This window comes from Pseudarthrobacter sp. NPDC092419, from assembly GCF_044755045.1.
GTDB lineage: Bacteria > Actinomycetota > Actinomycetes > Actinomycetales > Micrococcaceae > Arthrobacter.
This window is the reverse complement of sequence record NZ_JBIVQF010000006.1, coordinates 139,341-157,050: the sequence shown is the minus strand read 5'-3', so window position 1 is coordinate 157,050 and position 17,710 is coordinate 139,341. Positions and strand designations below refer to the sequence as shown.

At 65.8% G+C, this 17,710-nt stretch carries 17 protein-coding genes; 7 read left to right on the top strand and 10 right to left on the bottom strand.

What is annotated here, in order from left to right; genetic code table 11:
* Positions 1-40 precede the first annotated feature (40 nt).
* The 4 genes from ACIQC0_RS11475 to ACIQC0_RS11460 all read right to left on the bottom strand — a co-directional run bounded on the left by ACIQC0_RS11475 (position 41) and on the right by ACIQC0_RS11460 (position 5,165).
* Complete coding sequence (locus tag ACIQC0_RS11475) at positions 41-2,302, bottom strand: dipeptide ABC transporter ATP-binding protein (protein WP_400535017.1); 2,262 nt, start codon at positions 2,300-2,302, stop codon at positions 41-43.
* Positions 2,299-3,315: an ABC transporter permease gene (locus ACIQC0_RS11470; protein WP_377216255.1), complete on the bottom strand. Its 1,017-nt coding sequence runs from the start codon at positions 3,313-3,315 to the stop codon at positions 2,299-2,301. Before ACIQC0_RS11470 ends, ACIQC0_RS11475 begins: the two co-directional genes overlap by 4 nt.
* Positions 3,316-3,317: 2 nt before the next feature.
* Complete coding sequence (locus tag ACIQC0_RS11465; RefSeq protein ID WP_377216400.1) at positions 3,318-4,301, bottom strand: ABC transporter permease; 984 nt, start codon at positions 4,299-4,301, stop codon at positions 3,318-3,320.
* A gap of 255 nt (positions 4,302-4,556) precedes the next feature.
* Entirely contained in the window at positions 4,557-5,165 is a 609-nt protein-coding gene (locus tag ACIQC0_RS11460; RefSeq protein ID WP_377216256.1) for a TetR/AcrR family transcriptional regulator, read from the bottom strand.
* Between the two features lie 125 nt (positions 5,166-5,290).
* Here ACIQC0_RS11460 and ACIQC0_RS11455 point away from each other — a divergent pair, with 125 nt between their 5' ends.
* From ACIQC0_RS11455 to ACIQC0_RS11435, 5 genes are all read left to right on the top strand, one after another.
* Entirely contained in the window at positions 5,291-5,848 is a 558-nt protein-coding gene (locus ACIQC0_RS11455; RefSeq protein WP_377216257.1) for an NAD(P)H-dependent oxidoreductase, read from the top strand.
* 127 nt (positions 5,849-5,975) lie between these two features.
* Positions 5,976-7,268 (top strand): PLP-dependent aminotransferase family protein, encoded by a 1,293-nt coding sequence (locus ACIQC0_RS11450; protein ID WP_400535014.1) that lies wholly within the window; start codon positions 5,976-5,978, stop codon positions 7,266-7,268.
* A gap of 46 nt (positions 7,269-7,314) precedes the next feature.
* Positions 7,315-7,743: a universal stress protein gene (locus tag ACIQC0_RS11445; RefSeq protein ID WP_377216259.1), complete on the top strand. Its 429-nt coding sequence runs from the start codon at positions 7,315-7,317 to the stop codon at positions 7,741-7,743.
* A 169-nt stretch (positions 7,744-7,912) separates the two neighbouring features.
* A complete protein-coding gene (locus tag ACIQC0_RS11440; RefSeq protein ID WP_400535012.1) occupies positions 7,913-8,251 on the top strand; it encodes a hypothetical protein in 339 nt (112 codons plus the stop codon).
* A gap of 105 nt (positions 8,252-8,356) precedes the next feature.
* Positions 8,357-9,382, top strand: coding sequence for a DUF6454 family protein (locus tag ACIQC0_RS11435; RefSeq protein WP_400535010.1), 1,026 nt, complete (start codon positions 8,357-8,359; stop codon positions 9,380-9,382).
* Between the two features lie 81 nt (positions 9,383-9,463).
* Here the strand turns inward: ACIQC0_RS11435 and ACIQC0_RS11430 are convergent, their stop codons facing one another.
* The 4 genes from ACIQC0_RS11430 to ACIQC0_RS11415 all read right to left on the bottom strand — a co-directional run bounded on the left by ACIQC0_RS11430 (position 9,464) and on the right by ACIQC0_RS11415 (position 14,395).
* Positions 9,464-10,900, bottom strand: coding sequence for a dihydrolipoamide acetyltransferase family protein (locus tag ACIQC0_RS11430; protein ID WP_400535008.1), 1,437 nt, complete (start codon positions 10,898-10,900; stop codon positions 9,464-9,466).
* A 23-nt stretch (positions 10,901-10,923) separates the two neighbouring features.
* The gene (locus tag ACIQC0_RS11425) at positions 10,924-11,904 is read right to left on the bottom strand and encodes an alpha-ketoacid dehydrogenase subunit beta (RefSeq protein WP_377216262.1); all 981 of its coding nucleotides are present in this window, start codon (positions 11,902-11,904) and stop codon (positions 10,924-10,926) included.
* The gene (pdhA, locus tag ACIQC0_RS11420) at positions 11,904-13,127 is read right to left on the bottom strand and encodes a pyruvate dehydrogenase (acetyl-transferring) E1 component subunit alpha (RefSeq protein ID WP_377216263.1); all 1,224 of its coding nucleotides are present in this window, start codon (positions 13,125-13,127) and stop codon (positions 11,904-11,906) included. Before pdhA ends, ACIQC0_RS11425 begins: the two co-directional genes overlap by 1 nt.
* Before the next feature lie 149 nt (positions 13,128-13,276).
* Positions 13,277-14,395: a histidinol-phosphate transaminase gene (locus ACIQC0_RS11415; RefSeq protein WP_400535005.1), complete on the bottom strand. Its 1,119-nt coding sequence runs from the start codon at positions 14,393-14,395 to the stop codon at positions 13,277-13,279.
* Positions 14,396-14,523: 128 nt separating this feature from the next.
* Here ACIQC0_RS11415 and ACIQC0_RS11410 point away from each other — a divergent pair, with 128 nt between their 5' ends.
* Together ACIQC0_RS11410 and ACIQC0_RS11405 are read left to right on the top strand one after the other, a co-directional pair.
* Positions 14,524-15,399 (top strand): endonuclease/exonuclease/phosphatase family protein, encoded by an 876-nt coding sequence (locus ACIQC0_RS11410; protein ID WP_377216265.1) that lies wholly within the window; start codon positions 14,524-14,526, stop codon positions 15,397-15,399.
* A 64-nt stretch (positions 15,400-15,463) separates the two neighbouring features.
* Entirely contained in the window at positions 15,464-15,889 is a 426-nt protein-coding gene (locus ACIQC0_RS11405) for a phage holin family protein (RefSeq protein WP_377216266.1), read from the top strand.
* Here the strand turns inward: ACIQC0_RS11405 and ACIQC0_RS11400 are convergent.
* Both ACIQC0_RS11400 and ACIQC0_RS11395 read right to left on the bottom strand, forming a co-directional pair.
* Positions 15,837-17,243, bottom strand: coding sequence for a hypothetical protein (locus ACIQC0_RS11400; RefSeq protein WP_377216267.1), 1,407 nt, complete (start codon positions 17,241-17,243; stop codon positions 15,837-15,839). The genes ACIQC0_RS11405 and ACIQC0_RS11400 overlap by 53 nt on opposite strands.
* The gene (locus tag ACIQC0_RS11395) at positions 17,243-17,557 is read right to left on the bottom strand and encodes a hypothetical protein (RefSeq protein ID WP_377216268.1); all 315 of its coding nucleotides are present in this window, start codon (positions 17,555-17,557) and stop codon (positions 17,243-17,245) included. The genes ACIQC0_RS11400 and ACIQC0_RS11395 overlap by 1 nt, the downstream gene beginning before the upstream one ends.
* Between the last annotated feature and the right edge of the window lie 153 nt (positions 17,558-17,710).

The window sequence follows — 17,710 nt, the reverse complement described above, 5'->3', positions numbered from 1 at the left end:
CTTGGTAAGGGTGTGAAGCGAGTGAAGTATCGAGAGAATCCTAGGACGCAGTATGTCCTGCATCGCCATGGCTCACCAGCATGTCGCCGTCGATTTCGCCGTCGGGGAAGAAGCAAGCGAACCGCTGGTCAACCCGCCTTTCCGGCGTTCCCTCAAGGGCCCGGGCAGCTGCTGAGGACCCCGCAGGTTCAAGGGGCGGCTCCAAAGTGCGGCACTGCTCCTGCTTGGCCGCCGGCAGCGCCGCGTATATGGGGCAGCGGGTGGCGAAATTGCAGCCCTTGGGCGCATCGAGCGGGGACGGCAGGTCGCCCCGCAGGATGATCCGCTCCCTTGTGCGTTCCACCTGCGGATCCGGGACCGGGATCGCGGAGAGGAGCGCCCGCGTGTAGGGGTGCCGCGGGTTGTCGAAGACCCGGTCCACCTCGCCGATTTCCACGATCTTGCCCAGGTACATGACAGCCACCCGGTTGGAGATGTGCCGCACTACCGAAAGATCGTGTGCGACCAGCAGATAGCTGAGTCCCAACTCGGCCCGCAACTTGTCCAGAAGATTGATGACGCCGGCCTGCACGGACACATCCAGTGCGGAAACGGGCTCGTCCAGGACCACGAGCTTGGGGTTGACCGCCAGCGCGCGGGCAAAGCCAATGCGCTGGCGCTGGCCGCCCGAAAACTGGTTGGGGAAACGGTTCACGTGGTCCGGCTGAAGGCCCACCAGCTTCATCAGTTCCATGATGCGGGCACGGACGGCTTTGCGGTCCATGCCTGCGTTCTGCAGCGGCTCGGCGAGAACCTCGTAGACGGTGAACCGCGGGTCCAGCGCTCCGGTGGGGTCCTGGAAAACCATCTGCAGTTCCCGGCGCATGGCGCTCTTGGTCCGGGCGTCAACTGCCTTTCGGTTGCTGATGCCGCCGATCACCACTTCGCCGTCCTGGTCCTTGTGGAATTCCATGATTTCCAGCAGCGTGGTGGTCTTGCCGGACCCCGATTCACCCACGATGGAGAAGCACTCGCCCTCGCGGATGTCGAAGCTCACTCCATCCACGGCCTTCACCGTGCCGATTCGCCGCTTCATGAGCGCGCCCTTGGTGAGCGGGAAGTGCTTGCGGACGTCCGTCAGCTGCAGCACGGTGGACCGTTCGCCACGCGGTATGGCGTCGAACCTGGAGACCGGGACCGGCGGCGCGGCAAAAATGTCATGGACATCAGCCCCTCCACCCAGCGCTTCGGACTTGACGCACGCGGCGAGGTGCAACCCGTCGCCGGTGACTGCCCCCAGTGGCGGTTCACCCTGCAGGCACGGCTCCGACGCCAGGGGGCAGCGGGGTGCGAAGGAGCATCCGGTGGGTTCATGGATGAGGTTGGGCGGCATTCCATCGATGGGGACCAGCGATGCCTTTTCCGCCACGTCGACGCGGGGAACGGCGCCGAGCAGCCCCATGGTGTACGGCATGCGCGGGTTGTAGTAGAGCTCGTCCACGGGCCCGGTTTCGACGGGTTTGCCCGCGTACATCACCATGATGTCGTCCGCCATGCCCGCCACCACGCCCAGGTCGTGGGTGATCATGACGACGGCGGCCCCGGTCTCCTCCTGCGCCGTGTGCAGAACTTCCAACACCTGCGCCTGGATGGTCACGTCCAGCGCGGTGGTGGGTTCATCGGCAATGAGGACCCGCGGATTGTTGGCTATGGCAATGGCAATCATCACCCGCTGACGCATGCCGCCGGAGAATTCGTGCGGAAATGCCTTGAGCCGGTTCCGCGGGCTGGGAATACCCACCATGGCCAGGAGTTCGACGGCGCGGGCTTCTTTGGCCTTCCCGGTCATGCCGGGGTTGTGGACAGTGAGCGCCTCGATGATCTGGGTGCCCACGGTATAGACCGGCGTCAGGGAGGACAGCGGGTCCTGGAAGACCATCGCCAGTTCGTTGCCGCGATAGGCGCACATGGCCTTGTCACTGAGTCCCAGCAGTTCCTTGCCGTTGAGCCGAACGGAGCCGGTGACATCAGCAGTGGGTGGCAGCAGGCCCATCACGGCCAGGGACGTAACGGACTTGCCGGATCCGGACTCCCCCACGATGCCGAGCGTCTTGCCCGGCATCAGGTCGAAATCCACGCCGCGGACTGCATGGACCACACCGTTCTCCGAGTTGAAGCTGACGTTCAGGCCCCGGACGGACAGGACGGCGTCGGTGGCGGCGGCCAGGCTGGCCGGCGCGGCGCGGAGTCCGGCTGCCTGGAGTCGCTGCTCCACCGTTGCAGCGGCGGGTTCAAGCGGGCCGGTGGTGATCTCGCTGCTCATGGTGCCATCTTCTCCACGTTGGGGGTTGCTGTACTGCGGCCCGCCGGGGACTTCCGCGGCCGGCGCTTCCTGGCCCGGCCGGTGGAACTGCTGCTCGGATCGAAGGCGTCCCGCAGCCCGTCGTTCATCATGGCCAGGGAACCGGTCAGCAGGAACATCACGGTCAGCGGCACCCAAAACATCCAGGGAAAGGTCTGCACCTGGGACGTGGCCCCGCCGATGAGGACGCCGAGGCTTACATCCGGCAGCTTGATCCCGATGCCGATAAAGGAGAAGGCCACCTCGGCAAGGATGGCGCCGGTGACGCCGCGGGTGATGTCCAGGACCAGGAGCGAGCCGATGTTCGGAACCAGGTGCCGCCAGACGATCCGGCGGGGCGGGACGCCCATGTACTGGGCGGCCTTGACGAAATCGCGCTGCATGAGGGACATGGAGAGCGATCGGATAAGCCTTGCCGTACCCATCCAGCTGAAGACGAGCAGCACGACGGTCAGCAGGAGCCAGGACGGCAGCTCACGCTTGAGCCCTTCCCCGCCGCCGCTGGTGGCCACCGCCACCACAAGCAGGGCGGGCATCATGATCAGGGCCTCGAGGACAAAGAGCATGACCTTGTCCACCTTGCCGCCAAAATACGCCATGGTGCAGCCGTAGACGGCAGCCACCAGGACGGACACCAGGCCCACCACCAAACCGATCAGGATGGAGATCCGGGTACCTTCGACGGTCATGGCGTAGAGGTCGATGCCCGCCTGGGAGGTGCCCAGGTAGTGGTCTCCGGACGGGGGCATGCCGATATTGAAAGGGTCGATGGTCTCCTTGTCCCACGGCGTGAAGTAGCCACCGACCAGGGAGAAGATGGTCAGGGCCAGGAAGATGGCGAGTCCGGCCACTGCGGTGCGGTTCCGGAGGAACCTCCGGAAAATGATGGTGGACTTTCCAATAACGACGTCGGCGCTTTCCAGGTGCGCGTCCTGCGCCACGGCTGCCGGGTCAACGGCGTTCAGGTTGGTCATGGTTACTGCACCCGCACTCTCGGGTCCACCAGGGTGGTGGCGAAGTCGGCCAGGATTGCCCCCAGCGCGAAGATGACGGAGCCGTAGGCCAGGGTGGCCGTGGCGGCGTTGACGTCCTGGAGCGCGATGGCGTCGATGCTCCAGGAGCCGACGCCCGGCCAGGCGAAAATCTTCTCGGCGAAGAAACCGCCGGCAAAGATCGCGGGAATGGTGAAGGCGATGCTCTGGGCCACCGGAATGAAGGATACCCGCAGGGCATGCCGGGTGATGGCCTGGTTCCGGGTGAGGCCCTTGGCGCGGGCGGTCCGGACAAAATCGGCGTTGACGTTGTCCAGGAGGTACTGGCGCTGGGCGATCTGGTAGGCGCCCCAGCCCACCAGGGTGATGGCCACAGTGGGCACCACATAGTGGCCCAGCATGTCCAGGAACTGGCCCCAGCCCGGCGCCATGCCGGGGGTGGAAATTCCCGTGACGAAGAAGATCCGCTGGCCCACGCCCTCATTGATGTTGATGGCGCCCAACTGCACGAGGAAGTAGGCAATTGGCGCGGGCACGATGTATGCGAGGTAGCTGTACGACGTAATGACCCGGTCCTGCAGTTTGTATTGACGCGCGGCCGAGTAGACGCCCAGGGCAACGCCGATCACCAGGGTGAGGATGATGGAAGCGAGAAAGAGCCGGGTGGAGATCCACACGCGGTCACCGAACTCGGCGTTGATGAAGGCGCCGTTGGGGCTGCGGCCCCAGTCCCAGCGGGTCACGATGGCAGTCAACCATTCGACGTACCGCTCCCAGGGACTCAGTTCGGGGTCCAGGCCTTTGAGCCGCATGGAATTGGCAACCTGCTCAGGGCTGGGGCGGGGAATGCGCTCCTGCTCCAGCAGGGCAGGCTTGAGCGAGCTGACCGCCAGGAAGTATCCGGCGGACGTCGTCAGGAAGATCATGAAGAGATAGGTGATGCCGCGTTTAGCGAGGTACCTGAGCATGAATCCTTCCGAATCTTCCAGGCCGGGACGTTCGTGGCGTCGCGCCGGGCCTTTCACCAGCGGGTAGCCGGCCTCCCGCCGCCAGTAAGGCCAGCCCTGATGGACTATGTCGCGGGTCACATTGAGAGGAAAGTATCACAACGAAGAGCGCAAACCGCATGCCGTTGCAGGTAAAACGACCCGTCTGGACCAGATCGTTATGAATAAATTTGTGAAGTCGATGTGACTGGACGAACGTCCGGAAAAGTGCATCAGCTAAGCTCCGGCGAGGACCCGTGTGACAAGGTCGGTCCACGACGCGGCAAGGCGGGTGCGGCTGACGCTGTCACGCTGGACAAGGCCCAGGATGCGCTCCGGGTCCAACGTGGCACTCAGGGCGCCGGCCATGAGCCACGGTTCGTGGTCAAACCCTGCCTGCTCCAGCAGCATTCGAATGTGCCGCTGGCCGAGGACGGCGGCCGGGACCTCGAACCGGCCGGGCGACGCCGCCTCCGCGGCCACCACCAGGTCGCCAAACTCCACCACGTACCGGATCCGCTCCGTCCCGTAGGCAATGAGCCGCTCCATCGGCGGGGCGCCCGGTCCCAAGGGGGGAGGGCCGAACATGAAGCGCGCCTGGAAGGCGGACTCCGATTCGTCCAGGAGTGCGAGCATCAGGCCTGAGCGGCTGCCGAACCGGCGGAAGACGGTTCCCTTGCCCACGCCCGCATGCCTGGCGAGCCGGTCCATGGTGAGGCAGGCCGTGCCGCCCTGCTCGATAAGCTCACGGGCAGCACCGAGCAGGCGCGCCCTGTTCCGGGCGGCGTCGCTGCGCTCCGGCACCGCGCCGGGAGCTATGCCGGACCTGAGTGGGATGGATCTCACAAGATCCAGTGTATGGGGGCGGGAATAGAAAACGGACTATGGTCCGTTTACTCTAATGAAGACCGGCGGTGGACGCCTACCGCGTTCAGCCCGGAATATCCCCCGATACAAAACCAGGAGTTCCTATGACGAAGAGCACCGTCCTGACCCTCGTCGGCAGCCTGCGCGCCGAGTCCACCAACCAGAAGCTGGCCGAGGCTATCCAGCTCAACGCCCCGGAGCACGTTGATGTGGTCATCCACGAAAGCCTGGGCAACATTCCCTTCTACAACGAGGACATCGACGTCGAGGGCCAGGTCCCGGCTGCGGCTGCAGCACTCCGCGCCGCTGCCGACGCTGCCGACACCCTGCTGCTGGTGACCCCCGAGCACAATGGCACCGTCCCGGCGTCCCTGAAGAACGCCATCGACTGGCTGTCCCGCCCGTTCGGCGCCGGCGCCCTCGCCGGCAAGCCGACTGCCGTTGTTGGAACCGCCTTTGGCCAGTACGGCGGCGTGTGGGCCCAGGATGAGGCCCGCAAGGCTGTCGGCATCGCCGGCGCCGAAGTCCTGGAGGACGTTAAGCTCGCCGTTCCCGGCTCCATGGTCCGCTTCGCGGAGGTTCACCCCAAGGATGACGCCGAAGTCGTGGAGCAGATCAAGGGCATTTTCGACACCCTGGCCGCCGAGCGCGCAGCCGCTTAACAAACGAACAGCGGTGCCCGGCGCGACCGCGCCGGGCATTGTTGTGCCCGGGTTTATCCGCGCCGTTTGTGAATCATTACTCAACACCTGTTGCCTTTTTGACAACAACAGGCTGTATCCTAATGATGTGAGCCACGAAACAATCGACGCCGCAGCAGGGACGCTGCCAGCCGAAGCAATTGATGCCATCGAGAGGGCGGCCACCTCCGCCCACCGCCACGAGGAACTCTTCTCGGAGCGCGCCGCAAACATCCGCCAGTCCGCCGTCCGCGACGTCTTCGACATCTCCATGCGTCCGGGTCTGGTGTCATTGGCCGGGGGGAGCCCCTACCTCCAGTCACTTCCGCTGGACCGCCTGGCCGCGACTGCGGCGGAGATCATCGCCGGAGATGGCCTCACCGCGCTGCAGTATGGCGCGGGGCAGGGTACTGCCGAGCTGCGCAGCCAAATCTGCGAGGTGATGACTGCGGAGGGCATCCTCGACGCCCGCCCGGAGAACGTGGTCATCACCGCGGGCTCCCAGTCGGCCCAAGACATCGCCACCAAGGTCTTCTGCAACCCGGGGGACGTGGTCCTGGTAGAAGACCCCACCTACGTCGGCGCCCTGAACACCTTCGAGGCGTACCAGGTCCGGGTGGAGACCGTGGAGATGGACGAATCGGGACTGGTGCCTGAACTCCTGGAGGCCAGGATCGCGGCCCTGCAGCTGGCGGGCAAGAACGTGAAGTTCCTGTACACCATCCCCAACTTCAACAACCCGTCGGGGATCACGCTGGCGAAGGAACGGCGGCAGCAGATCGTCGACATATGTCGCAAAGCGAATATTCTCATTCTGGAGGACAACCCGTACGGCCTGCTGCGCTTTGACGGGGAGCCGATCGCGCCGCTGCGGGCTGCGAACCCTGACGACGTTATCTACATGGGCTCGTTTTCCAAGATTTTCGCCCCGGGCCTGCGGATCGGATGGGCACTGGTGCCGGAGCACCTGCAGCGCCGGTATTACCTTGCCGCCGAAGCCGTCACTCTTTGCCCGCCGGCGTTCAACCAGATGCTCGTCTCGGCATACCTCCGGGACTTCGACTGGCGCGGACAGATCGAGACGTACCGCGGGCTTTACGCCGAGCGGTGCCGGGCCATGCTCGCAGCCCTGGCGGAGCACATGCCCGCCGGCACCAGCTGGACCAGCCCCGAGGGCGGATTCTTCGTCTGGGTCACACTGCCCGAAGGGCTCGACACCTACCCGTTGCTGCAAAAGGCGATCGACGCCGGAGTGGTGTTTATCCCGGGAGCCGCCTTCACGCCCTCGGACGAGCCGTCCAACAAATTGCGCCTCGCTTTCAGCGCTGTGCCCGCCGAGTCCATCACCGAGGGCGTGCGGCGCCTGGCGCCGGTACTACGGGAAGCCATTGCCGCGCTGTAGCGTTGGCCTCACACATCGCGTATGACATGAGCAAAGGAGCACACACATGAGCGGAACCATCGTTGTAGGCGTGGACGGCAGCGCCACGGCGAAGAAGGCAGCCGAGTCCGCCAGGGACCTCGCAGCAGCCCTGGGAGCGTCGCTGCACGTCGTCTCGGCCTTCGACAGCGACCGCACTGAGATCTTCGGCAGCGGCAGCGACCGCTGGATCGTCTCCGACGCAGATGCCGCCGAGCACGTGGCCCGCACCGTCGCGGAGTCGCTGGGCCGGGACGTCAAGGTGACCTACTCCTCCGCCCGCGGCCGCCCGGCCGACGCCCTCATCAAGGAGGCTCTGCGCATGGACGCGCGCATCATCGTGGTGGGTAACCGCCGGATGCACGGCATCGGCCGCGTCCTGGGCAGCGTTGCCAACAGCGTTGCGCACAACGCCCACTGCGACGTGTACATCGCCAACACGTACGACGCCGACTAGCACCAACGGCGGACAGCACTCCTTCGACAGACACCCTCCTGCGTTCCTGCCGGAGGGTGTCTGTTCTCACGCCCTAAACGGCCACTGGCGCCCTCCGCACGGCGATAAAATGGAGTGAGCCCCCAACGGCGCGGACATCCCGTTTCCGCCCACCCGAAGGGGTTTTTCCATGCTCACCCTCCAGCGCCGCCAGCTCGTCGGCCACGACATCCTCCTGGCCCGCCATGGCAACCACATCTGCTCCATGCGCGTGGACCGCCCCAACGGCAGGGTGGTGGCCCTGCTCGACGACGGCACCCTTGACAGCGCCCCCAACGTGATCGCCCCGGACCTGGACCTTCCACTGGGCGTGGACAGCCTCCTGCGCGAAGACTGGAAACTGCTGGCTGCGATGAGCGGAGCGGCAGCCGCGTTTGCCGCCCTGATGGTGGGCGCCGCCGTCGTCATCGGCAGCGCGCTGGGCGAGACGGCCAGCCTGGAGATCCTTTCCGCCTACCCGCCGTTCTAAGGCTCCCTTCACCCTGGCTGTTAATCAGGGATCCGCCTTGGGTTCACCGGAAGGGGGTAGGTTCCGGAGGGCATCTGCAGAGACACAATCCTGAGAGGCTCCCCCATGAGCATCCCCCGTATCCAAGGCATCCTCACCACCGCGGCCACGCTGGTGCTGGCCGGCTCCACCATCGCCGGCGCATTCGTCAGCCCCCAGGCAGACGGATCCAGCCAGGCAACCGCCTCCAACCAGGCTGTCAGGGCCACCAACCACCACACGGCGGACACGGCACTGGCTGATGCCTTTGCCCGGGTTGACCGCAGCACCGTCTGGGAGCAGACCGGCAAGCTGAAGCTGGATTTCCCCACGTTCCACACAGAAGGCATCGCCTTCACCGAAGACCGCATCTTCCTCTCCTCCGTGGAAATCACCGAGCCCACCGTCAAGTACCCAACCCCACAGGACGGCTACGACCGTACCGCCGGCAAGGGCGTCGGCCACCTGTTCGTCATGGACAAGCAGGGCAACCTGCAGCAGGACATCATCCTGGGCGAAGGCGACATGTACCACCCCGGCGGCATCGACTTCGATGGAACCAACGTCTGGGTGCCCGTCTCGCAGTACCGCCCGAACAGCAGCACCCTCATCTACAAGGTGAACGCCGAAAGCCTGGACGTCCAGAAGCAGTTCGAGGTGAAGGACCACTTCGGCGGCATCGTCATGGACAAGCAGACAGGCCATCTGGTGGGCAACACCTGGGGCTCGCGCCGGTTTGCCGAATGGAACCTGCACGGCAAGGAACTGGCAAGCTGGGAGAACCCGAATAACTTCATCGATTACCAGGACTGCCAGTACGTGCCGAACTCCAAGATGCTGTGCTCGGGCATCGCCAACCTGCCCCAGACCCCGTCCGCCGGCGGCACCGAAGCAAAGTATGAGCTGGGCGGTATTGCCCTGACCGACCTCAAGACCCGTACGGTGATCCGCGATATCCCGTTCCAGCAGTGGTCCAGCGCAGGCCACGTTGCGACGCGCAACCCGTTCAAGATGACTGCTGACGGTGACCGGCTCACCATGAAGGTGGCACCCGACGACGGCGACGAGGTCAACGGCACGGAGATCCTGACCTACGAGGCAACCGTCAAGTAGGACCGCCCCCAGCAGGCCTTCGCGACACCGGCGCCCGCCAGTCCATCACGGACCGGCGGGCGCTGCCGTAGGCCGGGGCTCCTAGTCCAGCAGGAGCGCGGGCTCTTCGAGGATCGCGGCAACATCGGCCATGAACCGGGCGGACAGGTCGCCGTCCACCACGCGGTGGTCAAAGGAGCCGCCCAGGGTGGTGATCCAGCGGGGAATCACTTCGCCGTCCAGGACCCACGGCTTCTGCTTGATGGTGCCGAAGGCCACGATGGCCACCTCGCCCGGGTTGATGATCGGGGTGCCGGTGTCGATGCCCAGGGCGCCGATGTTGGTGATGGTCAGCGTCCCGCCCTGCATCTCCGCAGGCTGGGTCTTGCCGGCCCGGGCGGTGGTGGCCAGGTTGTTGAGCGCCAGGGCCAGTTCCTTCAGGGACAGATCCTGGGCGTTCTTGATGTTGGGCACCATCAGCCCGCGCGGGGTCGCCGCTGCGATGCCAAGGTTCATGAAGTGCTTCACCTGGATCTCGGCGCTACCGTCAGCGTTGTCCACCCAACTGGCGTTGACGCTCGGGTTCCGGGCCGCCGCCCAGATGACCGCCTTGGCCAGAATGAGCAGCGGCGAGACGCGGATGCCTTCGAAGTCCCGCGATGCCTTGAGCCGCTTGACGAATTCCATGGTCCGGCTGGCGTCCACATCAACGAAGATGCTGACGTGCGGGGCAGAGAAGGCGGAGTCCACCATCGCCTTCGCCGTAGCCTTCCGGACGCCCTTGACCGGAACCCGTTCGATTCGCTGCTCCTGCGGCTTGCCTGCTGCGCCCCAGAAGCCGTCCGCTTTGTCCAGTTCGGCGTCGCGCTGGGCCTGGTAGCTCACCAGGTCCTCCCGGGTGACCTCGCCGCGTGAGCCGGTTGCCACCACGTCCGCCAGGTCGATACCCAGATCCCGGGCGATCTTGCGCACGGGTGGCTTGGCCAGGACTTTGCTGACCAGGCCCGTGATGGTGCCGCCCAGGGTGGGACGGGGGTCGACGACGGCGGCGGCGAGGTTCGCGGACACGTCGGCAGCCGTGCGGGGCTGGATGGGCTCCACCTCCGGGGCGTTTACCGTCACCGCGGCGGAAGGCTGCGCCTTGCGCGGGCGGCGCTTGACGGCGTCGGCCTTGGGACCGGAGCCCACCAGCGGACCGCCTGCCGGGCTGTCCGCGCCCGGTGCCGGAAGGGTGCCGTACACCGGCTGCACCGGCTTTTCGGGGGCGCGCACATCGGCCGGGGTGGGGTCCCCCGCGATATCGTCACTGACGCTGATGATGGCTGTCCCGACGTCCACCGTAACGCCCTCCGGCACCAGCAGTTCGCTGACGGTTCCGGCGAACGGCGACGGCAGTTCCACCAGGGACTTGGCGGTTTCGATCTCGCACAGGACGTCATTGACGGCCACGGCGTCGCCCGGCTTGACCTTCCACGAGACGATCTCCGCCTCCGTGAGGCCCTCGCCGACGTCCGGAAGGTTGAACTTGTTCAGTGTCATGGTGTCCTCGGGTTGGGCAGGAATCAGTACGCGAGGGCGCGGTCCAGCGCCTCGAGGATGCGGTCGATGTCCGGAAGGTAGTCTTCCTCCACCTTGGCCACGGGGTACGGCATGTGGAAGCCGCCGACGCGGATGACGGGCGCCTCCAGCGAATGGAAGGCCCGCTCGCTGATGCGGGCCGCGATCTCGCCGCCGATGCCGCCGAAGGTGGGTGCCTCGTGGGCAATGATCAGACGACCGGTCTTTTGTACCGAGGCGGTCACGGTGTCGAAGTCGATCGGCGAGATGGAACGGAGATCGATGACCTCCACGCTGCGGCCGTCCTCTTGGGCGGCGTTGGCGGCGGCCAGCGCGACGGGAACCAGCGGGCCGTAGGCCACGATGGTGGCGTCGGTGCCAGTGCGGAGGACGTGTGCCTGGAAGGGATCCGCGGACGGGCCCGGAGCTTCTGTGTCCACCTCGCCCTTCAGCCAGTAGCGGCGCTTGGGCTCGAAGACGATGACCGGGTCCTGGCAGGCGACGGCCTGCTGGATCATCCAGTAGGCGTCGTGCGGGTTGGACGGGGTGATGATGCGCAGCCCGGCGGTGTGGGCGAAGAGCGCCTCGGGCGATTCGGAGTGGTGCTCCACCGAACCGATGCCGCCGCCGTAGGGAATGCGGATCACCACGGGAACGGTAAGGTTGCCGTTGCTGCGGGCGTGCATCTTGGCCAGCTGCGTGGTGATCTGGTTGAACCCGGGGAAGACGAAGCCATCGAACTGGATCTCGCATACCGGGTTATAGCCGCGCAGCGCCAAGCCGATCGCTGTGCCGATGATGCCGGATTCCGCCAGCGGGGTGTCCACCACCCGGTCCGGGCCGAATTCACCGATCAGCCCGTCCGTGACACGGTAGACACCGCCCAGCGGACCGATGTCCTCGCCCATCAGGAGGGACTTGGGATTGCTGGCCAGCGTGGCGCGAAGGCCCTCGTTGATGGCCTTGGCAATGGTCATGGTGGTCATCAGTGGCCTGCCTTCGCTGCTGTTTCGCCGGCCCCGTCCTCGGCGAAACCGGCGGTGTAGTTTTCAAACCAGGCCAGTTCCTCGGCCACCAGCGGGTGCGCCTCGGCATAGGTGTTGGCGAAGGCGGACCGGATATCCGGGGTTTCCAGGTCATGGGTGGTGCGCCGGACGTAGGCGGCGAGCTCATCGCCGTCGGCCTTCACCTGGTCGAAGAACGCATCATCGGCCAGCCCCTCGGCCCGGAGGTACCTCTCCAGCCGCTTCAGCGGGTCCTTGGCGCGCCAGGCGTCCTCTTCCGCCGATTCGCGGTATTTGGTGGGGTCATCCGCCGTGGTGTGGGCGCCCACGCGGTAGGTGAACGCCTCGATCAGCACGGGGCCTTTGCCCTGGCGGGCGTGCTCCAGCGCCCATTCGGTGACCGCGTGCACGGCGATGACATCGTTTCCGTCCACCCGGATGCCCGGGAAGCCGTAGCCCTTGGCACGGTCGGACAGCGGAACCTTCGTCTGGACGTTCGTGGGGACGGAGATGGCCCAGTGGTTGTTCTGGCAGAAGAAGACCACGGGCGCGTTGTAGGAAGAGGCGAAGACCATGGATTCATGCACGTCGCCCTCGGAGCTGGCGCCGTCACCGAAGTAGGCGATCACGGCCGCGTCCGGGGCTTCCTGCCCGCTGGCAGCCGCCAGCTTGCGGTCCCGCTGGATACCCATGGCGTAGCCCACGGCGTGGAGGGTCTGGGCTGCCAGGACCAGGGTGTACAGGTGGAAGTTCGTGTCCTTGGGGTTCCAGCCGCCATTGGAAACACCGCGGAACTGGCGCAGGAGCTCAGCCAGGTCCACGTTTCGCGTCAGCGCAACGCCGTGTTCGCGGTAGGTGGGGAAGATGTAGTCCTGCGGCTGGCTGGCCCGGCCGGAACCAATCTGCGCGGCCTCCTGGCCGGTCAGCGGCACCCAGAGGGCCAGCTGGCCCTGGCGCTGCAGCGCTGTGGCCTCCACGTCGAACCGGCGGATGGACGCCATGTCCGCGTACAGGCCGCGGAGCGCCTCGGGCTTCAGCTTCTGAGCATAGGGGCTGTAGACGGGATCATGACCGAGCTTTCCGTCGGCGGTCAGCAACTGGACCATCTTGACCGGGGGCTCACCCATTACGGCTTCCGCGTCAGCCTCACGCTGGTCGTCTACCGCTGTACCGTCGAACTCGGTGGCAGGCAGATGTGTGCCCATACCGTCTCCTCGCTTGCCGCGTCCGGATGGACCGCAATATAGCTGGGATATATGCCGCGCGGGGAATACATTCCGCGCGCGGCATATACATTGGCTTACTGATCCTAACTTTATCGTCAGCACCCAGCGGCAGGGCTACTTGTTAAGCGCTAGGAACGCTCCGATGCCTTTGTATAGTCCGCACAGAGGTCGAGGAAACGGGTGTTCGCCTCCGGCTCGCCGATGCTGACCCGCACACCCTCCCCTGGAAAGGCCCGTACGGAGAGCGCGCGTTCCCCGGCTAGCTCCGCAAAGCGGGAGCTTTCCCCACCCAGCTCCAACCACACAAAGTTGCCCTGCGCGTCCGGGACGCGCCAGCCGAGATCGCGCAATCCGGCCATGACCCGGGAGCGTTCGTCCACTAGGGTTTGTACCCTTTCTACAACCTGGTCATAGTTCTGCACCGAAACCATGGCGGCTTTTTCGGCGATCTGCGACACGGCAAAGGGCGTGGCGGCCACCCGCAGGTGCTGGGTGAGTTCCGGACCGGACACGCTGTAGCCCACCCGCAGCCCTGCCAGGCCGTGTGCTTTGGAGAACGTCCGGAGCACCACCACGTTGGGGTATTTGCGGTAGAGGGCGATGCCGTCCACGGCGTCTTCAGCGCGGACGAATTCCTGGTAGGCCTCATCGATCACCACCACAACGTTCGCGGGGACGGAGCGGATGAAGCGCTCTGTTTCCACTGTGGTCAGGGCTGGGCCCGTGGGGTTGTTCGGGGTGCAAAGCAGGATCACCTTGGTCCGTGCGCTGACAGCGGCGGCCATGGCGTCGAGGTCGTGGCGGCCGTCGGCGGTGACGGGAATGCGGACGCTCTCGGCGCCGGCCAGGCCGACGCTGATGGGGTAGGCCTCGAAGGACCGCCAGGCGTAGATGACTTCGTCTGCCTTGCCGTCATCGTTCTGTCCGGCAAAGGTGGCCAGAATTTGGTTCAAGGCGCCCAGGCTGCCGGCACCGGTGACGATGTCGTCGGCAGGGACGTTCAGGAACTCGGCCAGCGTGGCGCGGAGCCGGCTGCTGAGCGGGTCCGGGTACCTGTTGAAATCGGTCTGCCGTGCGATCGCGTCCACAACGGCGGGGAGCGGCGGCAGCGGGTTTTCGTTGGAGGACAGTTTGTAACTGGCCAGTCCGTCGACGGCGACGGGCGGCTTGCCGGCCGCATACCGGGGCAGTCTGTTCACCACAGGGCGGGGCGGGATACCGCCGGCCAGGGCATCAGTAGGGGTCATGGGACCTAGCCTACTTCCCGGCAATCATCTTCCGCGGGGCCCGGTGCGGTTCACCGAATTTTTGCCACGGCGTCACAATGCGCTGATGGACTGGCACCCCCACGAGGACCAACACGAAAGACACCACAATGATGATGCGAAAACTTGCCGCGGCTCTCACCGCCGCCGCGCTGGCGGTCGCCGGCGTGCTGGCCACCTATGCGCCGGCACGCGCCGGAGACGACGTCACGACGACCGGATCGAGCGGGATCCGCGTCATGTCCTACAACATCCACCACGGTGCCAGCGGCGAAGACGTCCTTGACCTGGAGCGGATCGCACAGGAAATCGAGTCCACGGGAGCCCAGCTTGTCGGTCTTCAGGAAGTGGACCGCCACTGGTCAGCCCGCAGCGACTACGTGGACCAGGCTGCATGGTTGGCTGACCGGCTCGACATGCACTACGTGTTTGCGGCCAACCTCGATCTGGATCCGGAGCCGGGACGGACCGAGCGCCGCCAGTATGGAACGGCAGTCCTCAGCACGTACCCGATCCTCAGCTCGGAGAACCACCTGCTCACCAACATCCAATACGCGGAGAAACCGACGGAGCAGCGGGGGCTCCTTGAGACGGTCATCAACGTCGCAGGCAACCACGTTAACTTCTACAACACCCACCTTGACCACCGACGCAGCGAACAGCGTCAGCTGCAGGTCAAAGAGATGATGGCGATCGCCGCCGAATCCCGCAGGCCCTCACTGCTGGTGGGAGACCTCAACGCGGTCCCGGAGTCGGTCGAAATGCAGCAGCTCATGACGCGTTTCAATGACGTCTTCGCAGCTCTCGGCCAAGGCGGTGACTACACGATGCCGGTGGAGAACCCCACCCGCCGTATCGACTACATCCTCAGCGAAGGGGAAATCGAACCCCGCTTCGCTGAAGTGATCAACACCGCAGCATCAGATCACCTGCCCATCGTGGCCGATGTCGTGGTGGCACAGAAGCCCAACGGACTGATGCGCTAGGCAGACCGTGGGAGGCAGCGGTGGTTTCACCGCTGCCTCCCACGGCCTGTGACAGCATTAGAGCATGCGCATCATCCTTCGGGTCATCATCAACGCTGCCGCCCTCTGGGTTGCCAGCTGGCTGCTGCCGGGACTGGACATCACCACCTCCGCCGCCTCGGAAGCCGTGGCAAAGACCGGGGTTACCCAGGGAAGTGAGACCACGGGTGTGGTTCTGGCCTACCTGTTCATCGGGGCGATCTTCGGAGTGGTCAACGCCCTCGTCCGACCCCTGGTGAGCTTCCTGGCACTTCCCATCACCATCCTCACCCTCGGCCTGTTCACCATCGTGATCAACGCGGCCATGCTCTACCTGACGGCCTGGATCAGCAGCTACACACCGGTGAAGTTCACCATTGACTCCTTTTTCTGGACCGCTGTGCTGGCGGCCATCATCATCACCCTGATCTCCCTGGTGACCGGGCGGCTTGCTGGTGCAGGCCGCCGCTGACACCTGAGCCGCCGCCGGCACCTGAGCGGTGCACTTGGGGAGAGAAGGCACGGAACGGTTTTCCGGTCTGCAGGTGCGTCCTGGTCAGGGAAAACCGCGTCGCCGTTGCCGTGCCTCCTGCACCCAGGACACCGGTGAGCACGGCGGAGGAGGCCGCAAGTGCAGGATCTGCGCTGTTGGACACTGCCCGGGCGCCGTCTTCGTAGTTGGCCAATGCGTGGCCCGGCCCCAGCGCACCCCGCTCATAGGCTGACACGTCATTGGTCAGCGTGACCGTCACGCGGCGGCCGGTATCCGGGTTGACGGCCCCCTCCCCTCCGGGCACTCCGTCCGCCTGGTGCTCCAGGTGCAGTGACTCCACCCCGGCGCCCGGCTGGATCCGCCCTACCGGCGAGCCAGCCGTAAGGACGTAGCGGACGTCAAACTCCTTCAGGACCTCGGGGTCCGCCGCGAAGTTCATGGCATGGATCCCGCCCTGGCTGTAGCCCACCACGGCAACCGGATCACCCTCCTGCGCGCCGGCGGCCCGCAGGGCCTGCAGGGTGGCAGCCGTGACGTGGCCGGAGTCCCAGGCCATGGATTCATGGATGCCGCCGAGATCAAAAGGATTTTCCTGGCCGACGGCGAGCGACTGGGTCCCCGGCACCACCACAACGAATGCCTTCCGGCCCCCGTTCTGTACCTCGATGATTTCGATGTAGCCGGCACCCCGCGCCTCGATGGCGCGGATCCGTGCCAGGAGGCCTGCCGGAGTGGCATCGAGCTGGATGGGAACGGTCTCGGCCTTCCGCAGCTCGATGGGCCGGGAGAGCCAGACCGGAGGGGCGCCGCCTGCCGCCTGCGTCCACTCCGAGACGAGTCCTGCCGCCCCCGCGGGAAGCCACGCGGCCGGAGACCGGTCCATGCCGTCCCGGTCCGGTCTCAGGGTTACAGCGGCGTTCTTCAGGCCCAGCCACACCTCATCAAGGGTGAGGAACCCCAGCACGCGACGCGATTCAGTTGCCATTTCGGCGAACCGGTAGTCCCGGATACAGTCCCTGATCCGCCCGCTGGTGCCCGCCATGTCAGCCGCAGCGCGGCCTATGTGCCCCTGCGCCCCGCGCATTGCCTGCGCGGCGGGCAACAGCGACCATGACGGAAGGCGCTCCAGCCAGCAGAATTCCTGCAGGATCCGCCCCGTCTCGTCCCGCACGGCCAGCAGCTCCGCAGCGAGGACATCCAGCTTTTCCGCGCCGTCCGTCAGTTCCTCCAACTGGACGGTGATGCCGCTGGTTCCGCCCCTGACCACCAGGCTGCCATCCCGGGCCGGCCCATAGATCCGAAGGGAGTCGTCCCCGGGATCCGATGCCCTCATCAGCGCAACCGGAGCGGGGAACCGGCCGTTCCCTCCGGCTCTTCACGGGCGCGGGACCTGAGGGCAATTCCCGCCTCCGCAAGCCCGTTCAACGAGCCGCGCAGCACCGCGGCATGACCGGCCGCTCTTTCCCGGTACGCGTTGCCCGCAGGAGACCGCCAGTTGTACAGCTGCACGTCCGCGCACCGCCGCAATACCTCCGCCACCCTGCCGGCACACACGTCCAGGCGGCGCGCCAGCTGCTCCAGTTCCGCCGCGCGTTCCAGCGCCCGCGGAACTTCACTCCCGATGCCCTCCAGCAGGTCGTTGCCCATCACTTCCCCCTTTACTGCGTTCCCGGGCACCACCCTAGGCAAGCCCCGGAACAGTGGTAAGCGCCGTCGTCGGCTATGTGGATAACCGGCCAGCGGCCAAGTAACGCAGCTGCCGGGCTTAGAGGGCCGCGGGAGTTCATGAAAGAATCAGCA

Bases quoted from the DNA above. Each gene is read 5' to 3' on its own strand.
- ACIQC0_RS11475 (WP_400535017.1), bottom strand. From the start codon at position 2,302: ATGAGCAGCGAGATCACCACCGGCCCGCTTGAACCCGCCGCTGCAACG.
- ACIQC0_RS11470 (WP_377216255.1), bottom strand. From the start codon at position 3,315: ATGACCAACCTGAACGCCGTTGACCCGGCAGCCGTGGCGCAGGACGCG.
- ACIQC0_RS11465 (WP_377216400.1), bottom strand. From the start codon at position 4,301: ATGCTCAGGTACCTCGCTAAACGCGGCATCACCTATCTCTTCATGATC.
- ACIQC0_RS11455 (WP_377216257.1), top strand. From the start codon at position 5,291: ATGACGAAGAGCACCGTCCTGACCCTCGTCGGCAGCCTGCGCGCCGAG.
- ACIQC0_RS11445 (WP_377216259.1), top strand. From the start codon at position 7,315: ATGAGCGGAACCATCGTTGTAGGCGTGGACGGCAGCGCCACGGCGAAG.
- ACIQC0_RS11440 (WP_400535012.1), top strand. From the start codon at position 7,913: ATGCTCACCCTCCAGCGCCGCCAGCTCGTCGGCCACGACATCCTCCTG.
- ACIQC0_RS11435 (WP_400535010.1), top strand. From the start codon at position 8,357: ATGAGCATCCCCCGTATCCAAGGCATCCTCACCACCGCGGCCACGCTG.
- ACIQC0_RS11430 (WP_400535008.1), bottom strand. From the start codon at position 10,900: ATGACACTGAACAAGTTCAACCTTCCGGACGTCGGCGAGGGCCTCACG.
- ACIQC0_RS11425 (WP_377216262.1), bottom strand. From the start codon at position 11,904: ATGACCACCATGACCATTGCCAAGGCCATCAACGAGGGCCTTCGCGCC.
- pdhA (WP_377216263.1), bottom strand. From the start codon at position 13,127: ATGGGCACACATCTGCCTGCCACCGAGTTCGACGGTACAGCGGTAGAC.
- ACIQC0_RS11415 (WP_400535005.1), bottom strand. From the start codon at position 14,395: ATGACCCCTACTGATGCCCTGGCCGGCGGTATCCCGCCCCGCCCTGTG.
- ACIQC0_RS11410 (WP_377216265.1), top strand. From the start codon at position 14,524: ATGATGATGCGAAAACTTGCCGCGGCTCTCACCGCCGCCGCGCTGGCG.
- ACIQC0_RS11405 (WP_377216266.1), top strand. From the start codon at position 15,464: ATGCGCATCATCCTTCGGGTCATCATCAACGCTGCCGCCCTCTGGGTT.
- ACIQC0_RS11400 (WP_377216267.1), bottom strand. From the start codon at position 17,243: ATGAGGGCATCGGATCCCGGGGACGACTCCCTTCGGATCTATGGGCCG.
- ACIQC0_RS11395 (WP_377216268.1), bottom strand. From the start codon at position 17,557: ATGGGCAACGACCTGCTGGAGGGCATCGGGAGTGAAGTTCCGCGGGCG.